This is a genomic window from uncultured Shimia sp. (assembly GCF_947493595.1).
In the GTDB taxonomy this organism is placed as follows: Bacteria; Pseudomonadota; Alphaproteobacteria; order Rhodobacterales; family Rhodobacteraceae; genus Shimia.
In genome coordinates this window covers 169,414-186,968 of record NZ_CANLRL010000007.1, presented here as the reverse complement: position 1 = coordinate 186,968, position 17,555 = coordinate 169,414, and the positions used below count along the sequence as shown (strand labels likewise).

General features: G+C 58.8%; 18 protein-coding genes. 4 read left to right on the top strand and 14 right to left on the bottom strand.

Annotation, left to right across the window (positions count from 1 at the left end; all coding sequences use genetic code 11):
- Nucleotides 1-54: 54 nt before the first annotated feature.
- Nucleotides 55-2,181 carry a methylmalonyl-CoA mutase gene (gene scpA, locus Q0955_RS16295; RefSeq protein WP_299426289.1) on the bottom strand — a complete coding sequence of 709 codons (2,127 nt, stop codon included), beginning with the start codon at nt 2,179-2,181 and terminating at the stop codon, nt 55-57.
- A gap of 24 nt (nt 2,182-2,205) precedes the next feature.
- Nucleotides 2,206-3,165 (bottom strand): hypothetical protein, encoded by a 960-nt coding sequence (locus tag Q0955_RS16290; protein ID WP_299426286.1) that lies wholly within the window; start codon nt 3,163-3,165, stop codon nt 2,206-2,208.
- Nucleotides 3,166-3,276: 111 nt separating this feature from the next.
- Between Q0955_RS16290 and Q0955_RS16285 the strand changes: the two genes are divergently transcribed.
- Entirely contained in the window at nt 3,277-3,762 is a 486-nt protein-coding gene (locus Q0955_RS16285) for a DUF4174 domain-containing protein (protein WP_299426283.1), read from the top strand.
- A gap of 37 nt (nt 3,763-3,799) precedes the next feature.
- Here Q0955_RS16285 and Q0955_RS16280 read toward each other — a convergent pair whose 3' ends face one another.
- The 10 genes from Q0955_RS16280 to Q0955_RS16235 form a co-directional block, all read right to left on the bottom strand.
- Nucleotides 3,800-4,684 carry an aldo/keto reductase gene (locus Q0955_RS16280; RefSeq protein WP_299426280.1) on the bottom strand — a complete coding sequence of 295 codons (885 nt, stop codon included), beginning with the start codon at nt 4,682-4,684 and terminating at the stop codon, nt 3,800-3,802.
- A 140-nt stretch (nt 4,685-4,824) separates the two neighbouring features.
- Nucleotides 4,825-6,855 (bottom strand): acetyl/propionyl/methylcrotonyl-CoA carboxylase subunit alpha, encoded by a 2,031-nt coding sequence (locus tag Q0955_RS16275; protein WP_299426277.1) that lies wholly within the window; start codon nt 6,853-6,855, stop codon nt 4,825-4,827.
- Between the two features lie 155 nt (nt 6,856-7,010).
- Entirely contained in the window at nt 7,011-7,211 is a 201-nt protein-coding gene (locus Q0955_RS16270; protein WP_299426274.1) for a hypothetical protein, read from the bottom strand.
- A 313-nt stretch (nt 7,212-7,524) separates the two neighbouring features.
- Nucleotides 7,525-7,881, bottom strand: a complete 357-nt coding sequence (locus tag Q0955_RS16265) for a hypothetical protein (RefSeq protein ID WP_299426271.1) — start codon at nt 7,879-7,881, stop codon at nt 7,525-7,527.
- A gap of 81 nt (nt 7,882-7,962) precedes the next feature.
- Entirely contained in the window at nt 7,963-8,109 is a 147-nt protein-coding gene (locus Q0955_RS16260; protein WP_283427643.1) for a hypothetical protein, read from the bottom strand.
- A gap of 202 nt (nt 8,110-8,311) precedes the next feature.
- A complete protein-coding gene (locus Q0955_RS16255; RefSeq protein WP_299426267.1) occupies nt 8,312-8,806 on the bottom strand; it encodes a DUF6497 family protein in 495 nt (164 codons plus the stop codon).
- A complete protein-coding gene (locus Q0955_RS16250) occupies nt 8,803-9,156 on the bottom strand; it encodes a hypothetical protein (RefSeq protein WP_299426264.1) in 354 nt (117 codons plus the stop codon). The genes Q0955_RS16255 and Q0955_RS16250 overlap by 4 nt, the downstream gene beginning before the upstream one ends.
- Nucleotides 9,153-9,623 (bottom strand): isoprenylcysteine carboxylmethyltransferase family protein, encoded by a 471-nt coding sequence (locus Q0955_RS16245; protein WP_299426261.1) that lies wholly within the window; start codon nt 9,621-9,623, stop codon nt 9,153-9,155. Before Q0955_RS16245 ends, Q0955_RS16250 begins: the two co-directional genes overlap by 4 nt.
- 87 nt (nt 9,624-9,710) lie before the next feature.
- A complete protein-coding gene (locus Q0955_RS16240; RefSeq protein ID WP_299426258.1) occupies nt 9,711-10,136 on the bottom strand; it encodes a hypothetical protein in 426 nt (141 codons plus the stop codon).
- Nucleotides 10,137-10,185: 49 nt separating this feature from the next.
- Nucleotides 10,186-11,718 carry an acyl-CoA carboxylase subunit beta gene (locus Q0955_RS16235; RefSeq protein ID WP_299426256.1) on the bottom strand — a complete coding sequence of 511 codons (1,533 nt, stop codon included), beginning with the start codon at nt 11,716-11,718 and terminating at the stop codon, nt 10,186-10,188.
- A gap of 218 nt (nt 11,719-11,936) precedes the next feature.
- Here Q0955_RS16235 and Q0955_RS16230 point away from each other — a divergent pair, with 218 nt between their 5' ends.
- The 3 genes from Q0955_RS16230 (at nt 11,937) to Q0955_RS16220 (ending at nt 15,562) form a co-directional block, all read left to right on the top strand.
- Nucleotides 11,937-13,151: a multidrug effflux MFS transporter gene (locus Q0955_RS16230; RefSeq protein ID WP_299426254.1), complete on the top strand. Its 1,215-nt coding sequence runs from the start codon at nt 11,937-11,939 to the stop codon at nt 13,149-13,151.
- Nucleotides 13,152-13,347: 196 nt separating this feature from the next.
- A complete protein-coding gene (locus Q0955_RS16225) occupies nt 13,348-14,748 on the top strand; it encodes a helix-turn-helix transcriptional regulator (protein ID WP_299426251.1) in 1,401 nt (466 codons plus the stop codon).
- The gene (locus tag Q0955_RS16220) at nt 14,738-15,562 is read left to right on the top strand and encodes an alpha/beta hydrolase (RefSeq protein ID WP_299426248.1); all 825 of its coding nucleotides are present in this window, start codon (nt 14,738-14,740) and stop codon (nt 15,560-15,562) included. Before Q0955_RS16225 ends, Q0955_RS16220 begins: the two co-directional genes overlap by 11 nt.
- Here Q0955_RS16220 and Q0955_RS16215 read toward each other — a convergent pair.
- Both Q0955_RS16215 and betA read right to left on the bottom strand, forming a co-directional pair.
- The gene (locus tag Q0955_RS16215) at nt 15,544-15,783 is read right to left on the bottom strand and encodes a DUF465 domain-containing protein (protein ID WP_299426245.1); all 240 of its coding nucleotides are present in this window, start codon (nt 15,781-15,783) and stop codon (nt 15,544-15,546) included. The two genes, Q0955_RS16220 and Q0955_RS16215, sit on opposite strands and share 19 nt — an antisense overlap.
- A 93-nt stretch (nt 15,784-15,876) precedes the next feature.
- Entirely contained in the window at nt 15,877-17,532 is a 1,656-nt protein-coding gene (betA, locus tag Q0955_RS16210) for a choline dehydrogenase (protein WP_299426242.1), read from the bottom strand.
- Nucleotides 17,533-17,555: the final 23 nt, after the last annotated feature.

The following is a 17,555-nucleotide window of genomic DNA, read 5'->3' as shown; positions in this document are numbered from 1 at the left end:
CTTCATTTGACCCAAATAACCTCGGGGGTCTGGGGGCAGACAGCCCCCAGCAGCTTACGCCCGCGCCGCGCGGATCAGGCCAAGGATGTTCTCCGCCGCTTCCGGAATATTGGTGCCCGGCCCAAAGATCGCCTTCACGCCAGCATTTTGCAGGAATTCATAGTCCTGTTGCGGGATCACCCCGCCACAAATCACAATGATGTCTTCTGCGTCTTTGCCTTTCAGCGCCTCGATCAGCTGTGGGGCCAATGTCTTGTGACCCGCCGCCTGTGAAGAAATCCCCACCACATGCACGTCATTGTCCACCGCATCCTGCGCTGCCTCTTCCGGGGTCTGGAACAGCGGGCCTACATCGACGTCAAACCCAATGTCGGCAAAGGCAGTGGCAATCACCTTCGCGCCCCGGTCGTGTCCGTCCTGGCCCATTTTCACCACCAACAAACGCGGACGACGGCCTTCCTCTTCGGCAAAATCCTCGATGGATTTCTGGATCGCCGCAAAGCCTTCGTCGCCTTCATACGCGGCGCCATAGACACCCGCCAATGTCTTCACCTCGGCCCGATGGCGGCCGAATTCCTTCTCCATTGCCATGCTGATTTCTCCTACCGAGGCACGCGCCCGCGCCGCTTCCACAGCCGCCGCCAACAGGTTGCCGCCTTCTTTCGCCACTTTGGTCAGGTTCGCCAAGGCCGCCTCACAGACCGCGCTATCGCGATCCGCGCGGATCTGCGCCAAACGCGCCACCTGGCTTTCCCGCACCGCCACGTTGTCCACGTCCAAAATGTCGATCGGATCTTCGTTGTCTTTGCGGTATTTGTTCACGCCAACAATGACTTCGTCACCTTTGTCGATCATCGCCTGACGGGTCGCCGCGCTCTCTTCAATGCGCAGCTTCGGCATGCCGGAGGCCACGGCCTTGGTCATGCCGCCCATTTCCTCAACCTCTTCCATAAGCGCCCAAGCCTTCTGGATCAGGTCATCGGTCAGCGCCTCAACATAGTAGGAACCCGCCAATGGGTCGACCACATTGGTCACCCCGGTTTCTTCCTGCAGGATCAGCTGTGTGTTCCGCGCAATCCGGGCCGAGAAATCCGTTGGCAGCGCAATCGCCTCGTCCAGCGCATTGGTGTGCAGCGACTGTGTGCCCCCCAGAACCGCAGACATCGCCTCATAGGCCGTCCGGATCACGTTGTTATACGGGTCCTGCTCCTGCAAGCTCACGCCAGAGGTCTGACAATGGGTGCGCAACATCTTAGAGCGCTCGTTCTTGGCGCCAAACTCGGTCATCACCCGATGCCACAATGTCCGTGCCGCGCGCAGCTTCGCCGCTTCCATGAAGAAGTTCATGCCAATAGCAAAGAAGAAGCTCAGACGCCCGGCAAACTTGTCCACGTCCATGCCCGCGTTCATCGCCGCGCGCACATATTCGCGCCCATCCGCAAGCGTATAGGCCAGCTCCTGCACAAGGTTCGCGCCCGCTTCCTGCATGTGATAGCCGGAGATCGAAATGCTGTTGAACTTCGGCATCTCGTTGGAGGTGTACTCAATGATATCCGAAATGATCCGCATCGACGGCTCAGGCGGATAGATATAGGTGTTGCGCACCATGAACTCTTTCAGAATGTCGTTCTGGATGGTGCCCGCCAGCAGGCTCTTGTCATGGCCCTGCTCTTCGCCAGCCACAATGAAGTTCGCCAAAATCGGGATCACCGCGCCGTTCATGGTCATCGACACCGAAACCTTGTCCAGCGGAATGCCGTCAAAAAGGATCTTCATGTCCTCAACGGAGTCAATCGCCACACCGGCCTTGCCAACGTCGCCGACCACACGCTCGTGGTCGCTGTCATAGCCACGGTGTGTCGCCAGGTCGAAGGCCACGGAGACACCCTGCTGACCGGCGGCCAGGTTGCGGCGGTAGAACGCGTTGGATTCTTCTGCGGTGGAGAAGCCCGCATACTGCCGGATGGTCCACGGACGGCCCGCATACATGGTGGCTTTGGGTCCGCGAGTGAATGGGCCAAACCCGGGCATGGAGCCCATGTGGTCAAGCCCCTCGGTGTCTTCCGCCGTGTAGAGCGGCTTGACGTCGATGCCTTCCAGCGTCTTCCACGTCAGATCCTCAAGCGGCTTTCCGCGCAGCTCTTTCTCTGCCAGTTCGGCCCATTTCTTGGTGTCCGTCATTGGTGTCATCCTCGTCTGTGTTCTTTAGGGACCAAAACGCCCGGCATGTCGCGCCGTGCTGGTCCCGTTTTCTTCGATGAGAAACGCCAAACCATCCGCCCCGGCACGCAGCCAGGCCAGATCCTCAACGTAAATCTCGCGTAAAATATCAACCTGAAACGCGCTGAACGGATGCCAGCGCTCGGTGCCTTCGGGCAGGCTTTTAGGGTCCAACCCACGATCCGACAGAACCTCGCGCAACTCTGGCAACTCCGGCACGTGTGACAAGCCGCTGACACGGAAATTGGTTGGCGCGCCAAACCGCCCGCTGACCGCATATTCCACAACCCGCGCAGGCTGCTCACCCAGCCGCTCATAGGGCAGCACCAAAATCTCCGCATCCGGCGCCGCACAGGCCACATCCTGCACCACCTTGCGCCAGCTGCGTGGCTGCGTGACCAGCCGGTCCATTGTCGCCTCACTCGGCACATCCGCCCCCATCTGAAGCGCATGCGCCATGGCCCCGCCCCAGTAGTCTTCCAAGGCGCGCATGCCCAGCACCACCCGCTTCACACGCCCGCCAAAGGCATGCACCATCCGCGCCACGCGCTCTCCTGCCGCCGGATATAGCCGCTCGCTGGCGACGTTGCTGTCCATTGTACCAAGCATCTGCGGCTCCAGCACCAACAGCTCGCGCACACGCTGGCGCTCCAACATGGCACACCGCAGCTGCACCCGTCCGGCTCCCCGCGCCCGACGCCGCGCCACACCATCCAGACCGGACTTCAGTGTCAGCCCATCAAACAGGCCTTTGCGGGTGACCTCCGGTGTCCAGATCTTGAGGCCACGGGCTTCAAGCGGACGGCGGTTGCGGTTGAGATAGCTGGCGAGCGTGGACACCCCGCTCAGATGGGCCCCGACATGTAGGATGACATCCATGGCTTTGCGCACCTTTTTGAGGGCCACACCCTCAAGGCTGGCCGGATATACAAGGGCCACCATCATGCCGCATCACCCATGGAAATGCTGTTAATCGGCGTTAAAATTTGACCGACTTTACCAAAGGGGTTCGTATTGCCAGAAACACCCCCTATATTGGTCTCAACAGGAGAGACGATGACCCACCGCTTAGCCTTTGTTCTGACAGGTTTTCTGGCCGCTTCCGGCGCCGCCGCGCAAGCCACTGAATCCCCCTCAGAAGACGCCCCCGCCACTGCGGAAACCGTGGCAGAAAATGCACCGAAATTAATACAATCTGGCCTCAATGCCCAACTGGAGGAATACCTCTGGCTAAACCGCGTGTTTGTGGTCTTTGCAGACACACCACGCGATCCAAGGTACATCAAACAAATTGAGCTGCTCAAAGCCTTCCCCGAAGAGCTGATCGAGCGCGATGTGGTGGTGCTCACAGACACCGATCCCGCCGCCAAATCCGCCTTGCGCAAACGGCTGCGTCCCCGTGGATTCATGATGGCTTTGGTGGGCAAAGACGGCATTGTATACCTGCGCAAACCCGAGCCTTGGACGGTGCGTGAAATCTCGGCCTCCATCGACAAAAACCCCCTGCGCCAACAGGAAATTCGCGACCGTCGCCAACCATAAGCAACGGCGCCAACTGGGATATGACGCCCGCGGAAAATCACGGCATCGCCACCCCACGCGCCGCCACCAGCACGTCATACCAATCCTGACGGCTCAACGTCACATCAAAGGCTTTGGCACTGTCTTTGATCCGTTCCACATTCTGTGTGCCAATCAACGCCATGCTCACCGCCGGATGTGCCAACACCCAGGCCAGCGCCACATGGTCGACCCCCACGCCGTCACGTGTGGCAATGCCATCCAGCGCCGACAACACCCGCGCCTCCTGCGTGCCCGCTTCCGGCTGATGGGTTGCGGTCAAACGCCCGCCTCCCAGCGGTGACCAGGCCATAATGGCTAGGCCCAACTCCTGTGCGATGTCCAATATGCCGTCTTCCAACGGCGCGATGGCCAGGGGTGAAAACTCCGGCTGATTGGCCACCAGCGCAAAATCCAACTTGCTCTGCAACGCCCGGATCTGGGTGTGGCTAAAATTGCTCACACCGGCTTCTCTGATCTTTCCCGCCGCCCGCAACTGCGTCAACGCCTCCGCCACCTCGTCATAAGAGGCCAGAAGGTCTGGCCGATGGACCAAAAACACGTCGATCACATCGGTTTTGAGCCGCGCGAGTGAGCCCTCGCAACTCGCAATCAGGGTGGACGCGCGGCTGTCGTAGGGCACAGGTGGGTGAATGCCCGCTTTGGTAACCAGCACGGTTTTCTCCCGCAGCCCCTTTTGCCCGGCATACACCTCGCCTAAAACCGCTTCAGCCCCGCCAAAACCTTCTGCGCCAAAACCGTAAATGGCAGCCGTGTCGACCAGATTGGCGCCAATTTGCAAAGCCGCCTCAATTTTCGCCGTCGCATCCGCAACCGCGCTGCCGGAAAACCGCCAACAGCCATAAGCCAAGCGACCAACCTCAAACGGGCCGATGTTTGTCATTCGGGAGATGGCTAGCTTGCTATCAGGCATGGCAAATACCATTTCGGGGCAGCCCACGGCCGCGGGTGGGAGGAATGCCCCCGCCCATTCGAGAGGTCGGGGGCTGCCCGGCCAACGGCCGGGCGACTACGTGTCAGGCGTTATTCAAACTCCATGATCACATCGTCCACCGCGAGGCTGTCACCCGCCGCCGCGTTGATCTTTGTGACCACGGTGGTTTTCTCCGCCCGCAGGATGTTTTCCATCTTCATGGCTTCCACGGTGCACAGCGCCTGGCCTTCCTGCACCTCGTCGCCCACTTCCACGTCGACCTTCACGATCAGACCCGGCATTGGGCACAGCAACAGCTTGGAGGTATCCGGCGCAATCTTTTCTGGCATCAGCTTGGCCAACTCCGCCTGACGTGGCGTGCGCACATTCACAACCATATCCGCTCCACGCGTACGCAGACGGAAGCCGCTTGGCACCTTGCCCACCTTCAGCACCAGCTTCTCACCGCCAACTTTCAAAGTGGCCAGTTGATCCCCCGGCGTCCAGTCAGAGGACACGCGCAGCTTGCTGCCATCCTCAAACTTGATGGTGGAGCCTTTCTTGTCAGCCTTCACCTTCACGGCAAAATCCTGACCTTGTGCGCTCACAACCCACTTTTTGCCAACACGACGCTCGTGGTTGTCCATCCGGCCCGACACGCGGGTGCGTCGGATTTCCGCCACGCGGTACATCGCAGCCGCCGCAGCAGCCACACGCTTCAGTTGGTCTTCCGGCAGATCCACACCTTCAAAACCGTCCGGATACTGCTCTTCGATAAAGGCCGTGGTCATGTCACCTTTCTCAAAGATCGGGTGATCCATCACCGCGCTCAGGAATGGCAGGTTGTGACCAATACCCTCGACCTCAAAGCTGTCCAACGCCACGCGCATCGCTTCAATGGCTTTGTCACGGGTGGGCGCCCAGGTGCAGAGCTTGGCAATCATCGGGTCATAATACATGCTGATCTCGCCGCCTTCATAGACGCCGGTGTCATTGCGCACGACCACATCGCCCGCTTCACCCGGCGCGGTGCCAGGGGTGTAGGCTTTGGTCTCGGCTGGCGGACGATAGCGGGTCAAACGGCCAATCGACGGCAGGAAGTTCCGATAAGGGTCTTCCGCATAAAGACGGTTCTCAATCGCCCAACCCTGCAGCTTCACGTCATCTTGCGTGATGCTCAGCGGCTCACCATTGGCCACACGGATCATCTGCTCCACAAGATCCACACCGGTGATCAACTCGGTCACAGGGTGTTCCACCTGCAAACGGGTGTTCATCTCCAGGAAGTAGAAGTTTTTGTCGCCATCAACGATGAATTCTACGGTCCCGGCAGAGGCATAGCCCACCGCTTTGGCCAGCGCGACAGACTGCTCGCCCATCGCTTTGCGGGTGGCTTCATCCAAAAACGGGCTTGGCGCTTCCTCGACAACCTTCTGGTTCCGGCGCTGGATCGAACACTCGCGCTCACCCAGATACACGCCGTTGCCATGGGCGTCACACAACACCTGAATTTCAATGTGACGCGGCTGGGTCACGAACTTCTCGATGAAAATACGATCATCGCCAAAGCTGTTGGCCGCTTCGTTTTTGGACGATTGGAAACCCTCGCGTGCTTCCTGATCGTTCCAGGCAATCCGCATGCCTTTACCACCGCCACCGGCGGAGGCCTTGATCATCACCGGATAACCAATCTCGTTAGAAATCTTTACAGCCTCATCCGCATCTTCGATCAGGCCCATATAACCCGGTACGGTGGACACATTGGCGTCTTGCGCGATTTTCTTGGAGGTGATTTTGTCCCCCATTTTTTCGATGGCACCTTTAGGCGGGCCCACAAATGCCACACCAGCGGCGGCCAATGCCTCAGCAAACTTGGCGTTCTCGGACAAGAAGCCATACCCCGGATGCACCGCCTGCGCGCCGGATTGTTTGATGGCGTCCATAACCTTGTCGATCACGATGTAAGACTGGTTCGCTGGCGGCGGGCCGATGTGAATGGCTTCATCTGCCATCTGCACATGCAGCGCCTGCTTGTCGGCGTCGGAGTAAATCGCCACAGTCTTGATACCCATTTTCTGGGCAGACTTGATCACACGGCAGGCAATTTCGCCCCGGTTGGCAATCAGGATCTTGTCGAACATCTTATCGTCCTTCTTGGTCTTCGCGAGCCGCGACGGCAGCTTGCATAGGCAACAAAAAAGCCACCGCCGCGCTTACGCACGTCGATGGCTTTGGGTTCGGAACCGGCTGAAGCTCAGCCGGACAATTCAAATCACCCTGCGGCGCGCTGTGGCGCTCAGCAGCTGGTGGCGAATTCTTGACAATAGATCGTGTTGGCCGCGCCGCCGACAATCGCGCCAGCTGCCAGGCTGCCGCCAACGGCCGCTGCCGCCACGGTGCCGGCACCCGCGCCGATAAGCGCTTGCTCGCCCATGGTCCGACCGCACGCCGAAAGCCCAAGGAGCGCAATGATGGAAACTGCTGCTGTGATACGCATGTGTATGTGCCTCTTCCCGTGACGGGTCTGTTGGCGGATCTTATGTCCGCCTGTGCTGTGAGTGTGCCCACAATCTCACCCGATTTCACGCGACACGCAAGCGCCGCAGAAAAAACGGGTGATCCTGAAGGGACAACACAGGACCACCCGAAAGGGGAAGGGTAACGGAATACACTGTTACAGGAGCAATGCGCGACAACGCCTCGCTCCATGACAGTGACCTTGCCACGGCAAACCACGGAAAACAGGGGCAATTTTGCCTCCTTTCCGCTTTGGGCAATGGCTTGCCCATTATGTCGTGGCATCGGCAACATTACGCCCAATCACCTTCAAATGCGTCCGGGAATGAAATCCGCGCCACAGCTTCGTCAATGACCAGCAGCGCCTCATAATCCTCGGGGTCAAAATCCTCTTCAACCGCGACAACTTCACGGCCAAACAGCCAACTCAAACGGCCAGCATCCAAATTGCCCCGCTCAAACGGCTGGTCGCCAAAATGCTCCCAAAGTGCCTGCATAAAGGCCGCATCCGCGCGACGATCCGGCGGACGACGGTCTTTGAACCGCTCACGCCGGGTGATCGGCGTGACACCTTTGGGGTTGGCGCGACGAATGGTGAATTGGAAATCCGATCCCGGAAGACGTCCGGGGAACCCGCGATGCTTGATCATGCCACGGCCCTCCGGATCTGAGAGGGGGTGGCGCGGGTGTGAACAGGCCGCGCGGCCTGTCCACCTGTCAGGCGTAACGCCTTACTTGTATTTGCCAGTGTAAGTTGGCTCAGAAGAGATCGGCTCTGGGTCGACCACAACATATTCTTCCAGCGGCTCGTCTTGACCACAGGCTGCCACGATGGCCACGAGGCCGATCGCGAGGAATGTCTTGATGCTCTTGGACATCTTGTTCTCCACTCATTGTTTAACGTCCAAACAGGGCGGATTTGCCCTGCCTGCCTCAGTGCCCCACGTTGGGGACACGCGCGGAGATTACGCAAATGCTCTGCAAAAAGATACAGATACGAGGCCAAGCTCATCTGATGTGACCGCAAAGTCGCAATGTCTTGCTCATTGGCCTTAGCGTTAACAATATCTAGTGGTGTCATCAAAAGCCCTCCCAGATACAGGTGCCGTCCTGCACGCTGAATGCTTCAAAAAACTGCGTGGCCAGCTGTGTGGCCTCGCCAAATGTGGTCTCTCTGTCCGCCATGGAAATGATCACCTGATCGACTGTTTCATCCTGAATGGCGAGATACGGCACTGCGACGCCAATGCACAGGTGAAAGAAGTCTTGTTCGATCTCAGCAAACTCCACGCCCTGCCGGATCAGCGGCATGATGTAGCGAAACCGCGCCACGCGGCTCTCGTCCACGCGGGTTTCGTATAGAATTTCCTGAAGATGGAGATCGTTGCCTGAGGGCACGACCGGGGTCTCCTCCAAAACCCCGGCCGTGGCCGCGCCCAAGAGGGCCCCTCCAAACGCGGCGGATATCGTAACTTGAATCGCACGCTTGCACAGTTCTTTTGTAAAAGCTGCAAAAAATGTGCGAGACGCGAAAGTTTTTTGCGCCAAAGCCTTACGTGTCGTCACAAATTTCATGACGACGCCCCCCGGTGCTGCGCAAATTGACGCCAACGCGCGCGCCGCTCTGGACAGTCCAAAATCTCTGCAATGATGGCCTGCGCATGGGTTTTGGCGACAGCACCCTCCACCGCGCCGCCCGCTTTCACATAAAGCTGTCCAGCCTCCCGCCGCACCTCAACGGTTGGGGCAAAGCCGCGCAGATCCTGCAACGCGCGCCACATATCCTGGCGCACCTGCTGCGCCGTGCGCAGCAAGCCCGCATCCGGCAGCGACGTTTCTGCCACCACGTCCCAGCGCACCGGCAAGCGACGACTCATGGTCAGCGCATCGCCCTCACGTTGGATATGCCAGCGGCTCCGGCTCATAGCCACCTCCGGGTTTGCGTAAGAAACGTCTGGTACTCTGCGCCAAAGAGGTCCGTCAGATAGATCTCCTCCGGCAACACAACGCCAAAGTGCAACAGCATAAAAACCACAGCCGCGCCCAAAACAGCCCAATCCAGCGAAAACGTCAGTGCCAGCCCAAGTTGCAACACAACCATGCCCAGATACATCGGATTGCGCGTAAACCGGTACGGTCCACTGCGCACCAGCTTCAGAGTAGGCTGCTTGGGATCAACATTGGTCCCTGCCTTTTCAAAGGCCCGCGTGCCGGACATAGCCAGCCATCCGGCGGCGCCCAGCAACGCGGCGCCTGGAACCGCAAGTAGCAAACGACCCGCCGCAGGCAACACCGCCAACGGCACCAGCCACTCCAACGCAACTGCCACCACGGGGGCGATCACCGAAACGGCGGGCGGGTAAACCGCGATATTCGGGCCAGCGCGGGTCATGTGGCCCAACGTCCGCTGGGAACTCGGCCGCACCGTACCAGGTCCGCCACATCTGCAGCGAACCCAAAAGCAACGTGATATGTCGCTTTAACCGGCAAAGAACCGAAACCCTTTGCAGGTGTCAGAGGAGAAGCCAGCCTGAACCTTGCCCCCGGCCTTGGTCCAATCCTGGATCAAGATGACACGATTGTATTTCCGGCCGGCAAATTGCTCAGAGACCTTAGCTTGCGTCGCCTTGCACATCGCCAGCATCTGTTTTTTGACCGTGGCTCGCTTGGCCGGCACTGGTCCGGTCATTGTCGCGCCAACCATCGGCTGCGCCCGCGTGTGTTTTTGCTCACTGGCATAGTCGTCCCGCGTTTTTGTCGTCGTGATCGCGCCTTCCTCGATCTTGACAACACAAGCCTTCGTGCCATTGCCCAGATCAAGCGACTGGACGCCACGACAACTCTGCGCCTGCGCTGCCAAAGGCAACGCAAGCAAAATGCAGGAGGCAAATGTTAGGGTACGCATATTCAATTCTTCCTTGTGGTGGATTGGTAGTGAAACCACCTATAGGTCATTACAGCGGGATGTTGTCGTGCTTTTTCCACGGGTTCTCGAGCTTTTTGTTGCGCAGGCTCGCAAACGCCCGGCTCACCCGTTTGCGGGTGGATTTTGGCTGAATCACCTCATCAATAAAGCCACGCTCTGCGGCCACAAACGGCGTCGCAAACCGGTCTTCGTAATCCTGCGTATGCGCGGCAATCTTCTCGGCATCGCCAAGGTCTGCCCGGTGGATAATCTCGGTTGCACCTTTGGCCCCCATCACCGCGATCTCCGCCGTCGGCCAGGCGTAGTTAAAATCACCGCGCAGGTGCTTGGACGCCATCACGTCATAAGCGCCACCATAGGCTTTCCGCGTGATCACGGTCACTTTCGGCACCGTGGCTTCGCCATAGGCAAACAGCAACTTCGCGCCGTGTTTGATCACGCCGCCATATTCCTGGCTGGTGCCCGGCAGGAAGCCCGGCACGTCAACCAGCGTCAGGATTGGAATTTCAAAGCAGTCACAGAAGCGCACAAACCGCGCCGCCTTGCGGGAGCTGTCGATGTCCAGACAGCCCGCCAACACCATCGGTTGGTTTGCCACCACACCCACGGTCTGCCCCTCCAGACGGATAAAGCCGGTCAGGATGTTCTTGGCGTAGTCTTCTTGAATTTCGTAGAAATCGCCTTCGTCCGCCACTTTGGCGATCAGCTCTTTCATGTCATACGGCGTGTTGGCGTTTTCTGGCACCAATGTGTCCAGAGAGGTCTCCACCCGCCCCGGCTCATCAAAGAACGGACGCACCGGAGGTTTCTCGCGGTTATTGAGCGGCAGGAAGTCCACCAGACGGCGCACTTCGGTCAGCGCCTCAACGTCGTTCTCAAACGCGCCATCCGCCACCGAAGACTTCTTGGTGTGGGTCGACGCCCCGCCAAGCTCTTCGGCGGTCACAACCTCATTGGTCACGGTCTTCACAACATCCGGACCGGTCACAAACATATAAGAAGTGTCTTTCACCATAAAGATGAAGTCGGTCATCGCTGGCGAATACACCGCACCACCGGCACATGGCCCCATAATCACGGAAATCTGCGGCACCACGCCGGACGCCATGATGTTACGCTGGAACACTTCGGCATAGCCCGCAAGCGAGTCGACACCTTCCTGAATGCGCGCGCCACCGGAATCGTTCAGGCCAATGATCGGCGCACCGTTTTGCACCGCCATGTCTTGAATCTTGCAAATCTTCTGCGCGTGCGTTTCTGACAAAGAGCCGCCAAACACGGTAAAGTCCTGAGAGAACACATAGACCATACGGCCATTGATTGTGCCCCAACCGGTGATCACACCGTCGCCTGCCGGCTTCTGCTCTTCCATGCCAAACTCGGTGCAGCGATGGGTTTTGAACATGTCAAACTCTTCAAAGCTGCCTTCGTCCAGCAGCAGCTCAATCCGCTCACGCGCGGTCAGCTTGCCTTTGGCGTGCTGACTGTCGATGCGGCGCTGTCCACCACCCAAACGGGCAACTTCACGGCGCTCTTCCAACTGTTGCAGAATGTCTTTCATGGCGGGGCCCTCATTCGTCGGTTTGGGCAGGCGCAAAACACACTGCCCCCAAAAGCTTTGCGAGAGAGCATACGCGTATTGCTGCACCCGCAAAAGAATTTTCCCGCAAATTTGCAAACCACAGAAAACCAATGCGGTGCGAATTGCAAATGTGCAAATACTTCACAAATGAAATTTACACATGGACATTCCCCCACTGCACTCCTACCTCTTAGGGCATGAGCAGCTTAGCCCGTGGTCAATTTCTAGACCGAACCACACCGCCAAACATCTTCACGTTGATCCTGCTGGCCGGGGTTTCTGCGTTGTGCATGAACATCTTCTTGCCCAGCCTGCCCTCGATGACGGAGTACTTCGACACCGACTATGGCGTGATGCAACTCTCCATTGCGGTCTACCTGGGCGTCAACGCGGTGCTGCAAATTGTCGTTGGCCCAATCAGCGACAAACTGGGCCGCCGTCCGGTGATCCTCGCAGGCCTCGCAATCTTCCTTGCCGCCACCATTGGCTGCATCTACGCGCCCAACGCTGCGATCTTTCTGACCTTCCGCATGCTGCAAGCCGCCGTGGTTGTGGCCATGGTCCTGTCCCGCGCCGTGGTGCGCGACATGGTGTCGGCAGATGAGGCCGCTTCGATGATTGGCTACGTCACCATGGGCATGACCGTGGTGCCGATGCTTGGCCCTGCCCTTGGCGGCCTATTGGACAGCGCCTTTGGTTGGCAGGCCAGCTTTTGGCTGCTGTTTGCCACTGGCGTTGCCATCTTCTGGCTGACCTACCGCGATCTGGGTGAAACCAAATCCAGTAGCGGTCTGACACTTGGTCAACAATTCCGCGAATACCCCGAGCTTCTGACCAGCCCCCGCTTTTGGGGCTATTCCCTGGCCAATTGCTTCACCTCCGGTGCCTTCTTTGCCTATCTCGGCGGCGCGCCTTTTGTGGCCACCGAACTCTTCGGCATGAGCGCGGCGCAAATGGGCATCTACTTCGGCGCCCCTGCTGTTGGCTACTTCATCGGTAATTTCCTCTCCGGCCGCTACTCTGCCCGCGTCGGCATCAACCGCATGGTCACCATGGGCTGTCTGATTTGCGGGCTCGGTGTCGCGGCCTCCCTGTCGATCTTTGCCGCAGGCTTTGGCTCCGCTGAAATCTTTTTTGGCTTTATGACCTTTGTTGGCATCGGCAACGGCCTCGCCATCCCCAACGCCACAGCAGGCGCCCTGTCGGTTCGCCCCCACCTCGCGGGCACCGCCTCCGGCCTCGCAGGCGCCATTATGATTGGCGGCGGCGCTGCCCTGTCCGCTCTTGCGGGCGCTTTGCTCACACCCGAAACCGGCGCCTTCCCCCTGCTGTGGCTGATGCTGGCAACCTCGGCACTGGGCGTGGCCTCCATCATTACGGTGGTCCGCCGTGAAAAATACATCGGCGTCTGATCGCGTGTCGCGCAATTAACCTTTGCGCGACACCAAACCCCACCTCCGCAAAACAGCCGCGATACAGACGTGTTACCGACGTGAAAATCGCCACAAATCTCACTGGTTAACGACCAATCGCCGCAGCCCGATTTGCCCTCTGGCGCAAGCAACTTTGCAAAGCTATCTTTGCAGCTATGCAAGCCGGGAGGATTCCATGCCCACGCAAAAGCTTTACGCAGGCGCCAAACTACGTGAAATCCGCACGCGGCTCTCGCTGACGCAAAAGGATTTTGCCCAGAAACTTGGCGTCTCCCTGCCTTATTTGAACCAGATGGAGAACAACAACCGCCCGGTTTCCACCACAGTTGTTCTGGCACTCGCGCAGGAATTTGGATTAGATGTCACGGAATTAAGCACCGGCGACAGCGAACGCCTGGTCTCTGACATGCGCGAAGCCTTGGCCGATCCCGTGCTGGCTGAAACCTCTGCGCCACTGGCAGACTTGCGCCTTACAGCCTCCAATGCGCCCGCCCTTGCGCGCGCCTTTCTGGAACTGCACCGCGCCTACCGCCAAACCCATGAACGCCTCGCCTCGCTGGACGAGGCCCTGGGTCGCCAGGATGTGCAAATGCAGGCCAGCCCCTGGGACGAGGTCCGCGATTTTTTTCACTATTGTGACAACTACATAGACGCCGTCGACCACGCAGCAGAACGCTTCGCCCAAGGTGCAGTAGAGCACGGTGGAATCCGCGCCGCAGCTCTCTCAACCCTGAAAGAAACAGGCATCACGGTCGCCTTCACCGACATCGACCAGCTGCGCCACTACGATGCCGAGCACCAGCGCCTGCAAATCTCCCGCTACGCCCAACCAGAAACCCAAACATTTCAACTCCTTCTACAAGTTGCCCTTCTGCAAAACGGACAACTCCTAGAGGCCACACTGGACTTCGCCCGCTTCCAATCTGACGCCGCGCGCTCCATCGCCAAAATTGGCCTCGCCAACTACTTCGCCGGTGCGGCCCTCATGCCTTACGGCACCTTCCTGCAAACCGCCCGCGAAACCCGCCACGATCTGGAACTGCTTTCCAACCGGTTTGGCGCCTCCATTGAGCAAGTCGCACACCGTCTCTCAACCCTACAACGCCCTGGAAACAAAGGTATTCCCTTCTTCTTTGTCCGCGTTGATCAGGCTGGCACCATCACCAAACGCCACTCTGCAACCCGCCTACAATTCGCCCGTTTCGGCGGCGCCTGCCCCCTCTGGAACGTACACCGCGCCTTTGAAACGCCGGGCCGTTTCCTACGCCAATTGGCCGAAACCCCGGACGGCGTGCGCTACATCTCACTGGCACGCGATGTCTCCAAATCCGGCGGCCACTTCGGCGCGCCAGTGCGCCGCTACGCCATCGCTTTGGGCTGTGAAATCCGCCACGCCGACGCGCTGGTCTATGCTGACCACATGGAGCTCGACAACCCACAGGCCTTTGAACCCATTGGCATTTCCTGTCGCATCTGTGAACGCACCCATTGCCACCAACGCTCCGTACCTCCACTTGAACGCCGCCTGACCATCAATGAAAACGCCCGTGGCGTGTTGCCCTACGATGTGGGTTAGGCTCGCGCAATTCCTGTTCCGGCTCTGCGCCTTTTGCGTGGTCTTTGCCTTTATGCTGGTGGCCGCTGCGCCCCTGCTGGAACGGTTGGTGATCTACCCGCTGGATGACACCCGCGTCTCCCCTGCCGATGCCAACCTGCCAGCCGTGACCGAAGAGGTATTCCACCACGACGGCCAAGAGCTGATTGTCTGGACCGCACCACCCGCGCCCGGCGAGCCAGTGATCTTCTATCTGCAAGGAAACGCAGGCAATTTGGCCAACCGCGCTTCGCGCTTCGACCTCCTACTTCAGCGAGGCTACGGCCTCGTTGCCCCTGCCTACCGCGGCTATTCCGGCAGCACAGGCACCCCGCAAGAAGCCGCCATCATAAACGACACAGTTGAGATCTACGACAGCATCGTGCGCCCCTTACAGGCCCCGGTAGTGGTCTATGGCGAAAGCATCGGCGCCGCCGTAACCCTGGGCGCTTTGGAAGCAGGCATCACGCCCAACGCCATCCTGCTGGAAGCGCCTTATACGTCTCTCAAGACCATGGCCGCGCACCACCATCCCGGCAACGGGGACTTTACAAAACACCTGTCAAATCAATGGGACAGCCTGTCTCGCGCCGAGACCGTCACCTTGCCTTTGCTGATCCTGCACGGCACTGAGGACGAACTGATCCCAATAAAGATGGGGCGACAGATTTTCTCTGCCGCCCCTTCCAATAGAAAAGTATTTGTCGAGGCTCCCGGCGCAGGTCACACCGGCTTGTGGCGCACCGACACCTGGCCAAAACTGACCAGCTTCATCAATCAGTTTGCTTTGAGATAGGCGTAGATCTCATCCTTCAGCGCCCCGCGGCGCTTGCGCAGATCCACTTCCGCCAGTTCTTCGCGCGGCGCCACATTGGTCTCTGCGGCATGCACCTTCCGGTTCAACTCGTGGTACTCTTCAGCCAGCTTTGCGAAGTGCTTATCGCTGACCTTCAGCTCATGCATTTTCTCAACAAATTCAGGGAATTCTGCGGCCAGTTCGTGTGGGGTGTTCGCCATGTTTGCGCTCCTGTTTTTAAGGTCGTACACACCCTACTCCAACAGCACACCTCCCCACTTTGACGCGGATCAAGTCACATTCAAAAACACGCATCAGCGCTGTGTATTTTCCCAATCAGACGCAAACCATGGCGCCGCATTAGACGACGGCATTCGCCGCCCCAAGATGTGATCTGCGGCCTTCTCGCCGGTCATAATCGACGGCCCATTAAGATTGCCGTTGGTGATGCGTGGGAAAATCGAACTGTCCGCCACGCGCAGGCCATCCACGCCAATCACCCGACATTCACTGTCAACTACCGCCGAGGGATCATCAACGCTGCCCATCTTACAAGTGCCACAGGGGTGATAGGCGCTCTCCGCGTGCTCGCGAATGAAGCTGTCGATCTCGTCATCGGTCTGCAAATCCGCGCCCGGCTGGATCTCGCTTTTCACAAACGGCTGCATCGCCTCTTGCGCAAAAATCTCCCGTGTCAGACGAATACAGGCGCGGAAGTCTTCCCAGTCCCGCTCCGTCGACATGTAGTTGAAGAAGATGTTCGGCGCGTCCTTTGGATCAGCCGACTGCAATGTCACTTCGCCCCGCGACGGCGACCGCATCGGCCCGACATGTGCCTGAAATCCATGCCCCTCTGCCGCCGCTTGCCCGTCATAGCGCACCGCGATGGGCAGGAAATGATATTGAATATCGGGATAGGAAATCCCAGCCCTCGACCGAATAAACCCAGCGGTTTCAAACTGGTTAGAAGCCCCAAGCCCGGTTTTGGTGAACAACCACTGCGCCCCGATCAGACCTTTGCCAATCAGGTTCCAGTATTTGTAGAGCGTAATCGGCTGCTTGCAGGCCATCTGCATGTAGACCTCAAGGTGGTCCTGCAAGTTTTGGCCGACTCCGGCGCGATCCGCGACAACCTCAATGCCATGTTCCGCCAGATGGGCGCCTGGACCAATACCCGACAACATCAACAGCTTGGGCGAATTCAACGAAGACGCCGACAAGATCACTTCAGCATTGGCACGGATCACCTGAACCTGCCCGGCACGCTCGATCTCCACGCCCACGGCACGGCCGTTTTCCATAACCACTTTGCGCGCCAACCCCCGCACCAGGTCACAGTTCTCGCGCTTCAATGCAGGCTTCAGATAGGCATTTGCAGCAGACCAGCGCTGACCTTTGTAGACGGTCATATCCATCGGGCCAAAGCCCTCTTGCTGCTGCCCGTTGTAGTCATCGGTCACCGGATAGCCTGCTTGCCGCCCGGCCTCCACAAAAGCGCCATGCAGCGGGTTGTTGCGAGGCCCGCGGCTGATATGCAACGGACCGTCAGAGCCGCGCCAATCGGGATCTCCGCCCTGCCCGCTTTCGTGCCAATTCTCCATGCGTTTGAAATACGGCAGCACATCCGCATAAGACCACCCATCCGCGCCGCTCTCAGCCCAGTGGTCATAGTCGCCTGCGTGCCCGCGCACATAAACCATGCCATTGATCGAACTCGACCCACCAATCACCTTGCCACGCGGACAGACCAACGTCCGTCCACCCAAATGCGGTTCAGGCAGGGTTTTATAGCCCCAGTCATACAGGCTCATGTTCATCGGATAGCTCAGTGCCGCCGGCATCTGAATAAACGGCCCCGCATCGGTGCCGCCATGTTCAATCACCAACACGGATTTGCCCGCTTCACTCAGCCGGTACGCCATCGCGCACCCGGCAGAGCCCGCGCCAACAATCACATAATCTGCCTGCATCTTGATCTTTCCTGACAGGGCCG

What these genes read in the sequence shown, in the direction of transcription:
- Q0955_RS16280 (WP_299426280.1), bottom strand. Translation starts at nt 4,684, where the DNA reads ATGACAAACATCGGCCCGTTTGAGGTTGGTCGCTTGGCTTATGGCTGT.
- Q0955_RS16255 (WP_299426267.1), bottom strand. Translation starts at nt 8,806, where the DNA reads ATGAAATTTGTGACGACACGTAAGGCTTTGGCGCAAAAAACTTTCGCG.
- betA (WP_299426242.1), bottom strand. Translation starts at nt 17,532, where the DNA reads ATGCAGGCAGATTATGTGATTGTTGGCGCGGGCTCTGCCGGGTGCGCG.
- Q0955_RS16220 (WP_299426248.1), top strand. Translation starts at nt 14,738, where the DNA reads ATGTGGGTTAGGCTCGCGCAATTCCTGTTCCGGCTCTGCGCCTTTTGC.
- Q0955_RS16215 (WP_299426245.1), bottom strand. Translation starts at nt 15,783, where the DNA reads ATGGCGAACACCCCACACGAACTGGCCGCAGAATTCCCTGAATTTGTT.
- Q0955_RS16260 (WP_283427643.1), bottom strand. Translation starts at nt 8,109, where the DNA reads ATGTCCAAGAGCATCAAGACATTCCTCGCGATCGGCCTCGTGGCCATC.
- Q0955_RS16225 (WP_299426251.1), top strand. Translation starts at nt 13,348, where the DNA reads ATGCCCACGCAAAAGCTTTACGCAGGCGCCAAACTACGTGAAATCCGC.
- Q0955_RS16290 (WP_299426286.1), bottom strand. Translation starts at nt 3,165, where the DNA reads ATGATGGTGGCCCTTGTATATCCGGCCAGCCTTGAGGGTGTGGCCCTC.
- Q0955_RS16270 (WP_299426274.1), bottom strand. Translation starts at nt 7,211, where the DNA reads ATGCGTATCACAGCAGCAGTTTCCATCATTGCGCTCCTTGGGCTTTCG.
- Q0955_RS16245 (WP_299426261.1), bottom strand. Translation starts at nt 9,623, where the DNA reads ATGACCCGCGCTGGCCCGAATATCGCGGTTTACCCGCCCGCCGTTTCG.
- scpA (WP_299426289.1), bottom strand. Translation starts at nt 2,181, where the DNA reads ATGACGGACACCAAGAAATGGGCCGAACTGGCAGAGAAAGAGCTGCGC.
- Q0955_RS16240 (WP_299426258.1), bottom strand. Translation starts at nt 10,136, where the DNA reads ATGCGTACCCTAACATTTGCCTCCTGCATTTTGCTTGCGTTGCCTTTG.
- Q0955_RS16250 (WP_299426264.1), bottom strand. Translation starts at nt 9,156, where the DNA reads ATGAGCCGGAGCCGCTGGCATATCCAACGTGAGGGCGATGCGCTGACC.
- Q0955_RS16235 (WP_299426256.1), bottom strand. Translation starts at nt 11,718, where the DNA reads ATGAAAGACATTCTGCAACAGTTGGAAGAGCGCCGTGAAGTTGCCCGT.
- Q0955_RS16230 (WP_299426254.1), top strand. Translation starts at nt 11,937, where the DNA reads ATGAGCAGCTTAGCCCGTGGTCAATTTCTAGACCGAACCACACCGCCA.
- Q0955_RS16285 (WP_299426283.1), top strand. Translation starts at nt 3,277, where the DNA reads ATGACCCACCGCTTAGCCTTTGTTCTGACAGGTTTTCTGGCCGCTTCC.
- Q0955_RS16265 (WP_299426271.1), bottom strand. Translation starts at nt 7,881, where the DNA reads ATGATCAAGCATCGCGGGTTCCCCGGACGTCTTCCGGGATCGGATTTC.
- Q0955_RS16275 (WP_299426277.1), bottom strand. Translation starts at nt 6,855, where the DNA reads ATGTTCGACAAGATCCTGATTGCCAACCGGGGCGAAATTGCCTGCCGT.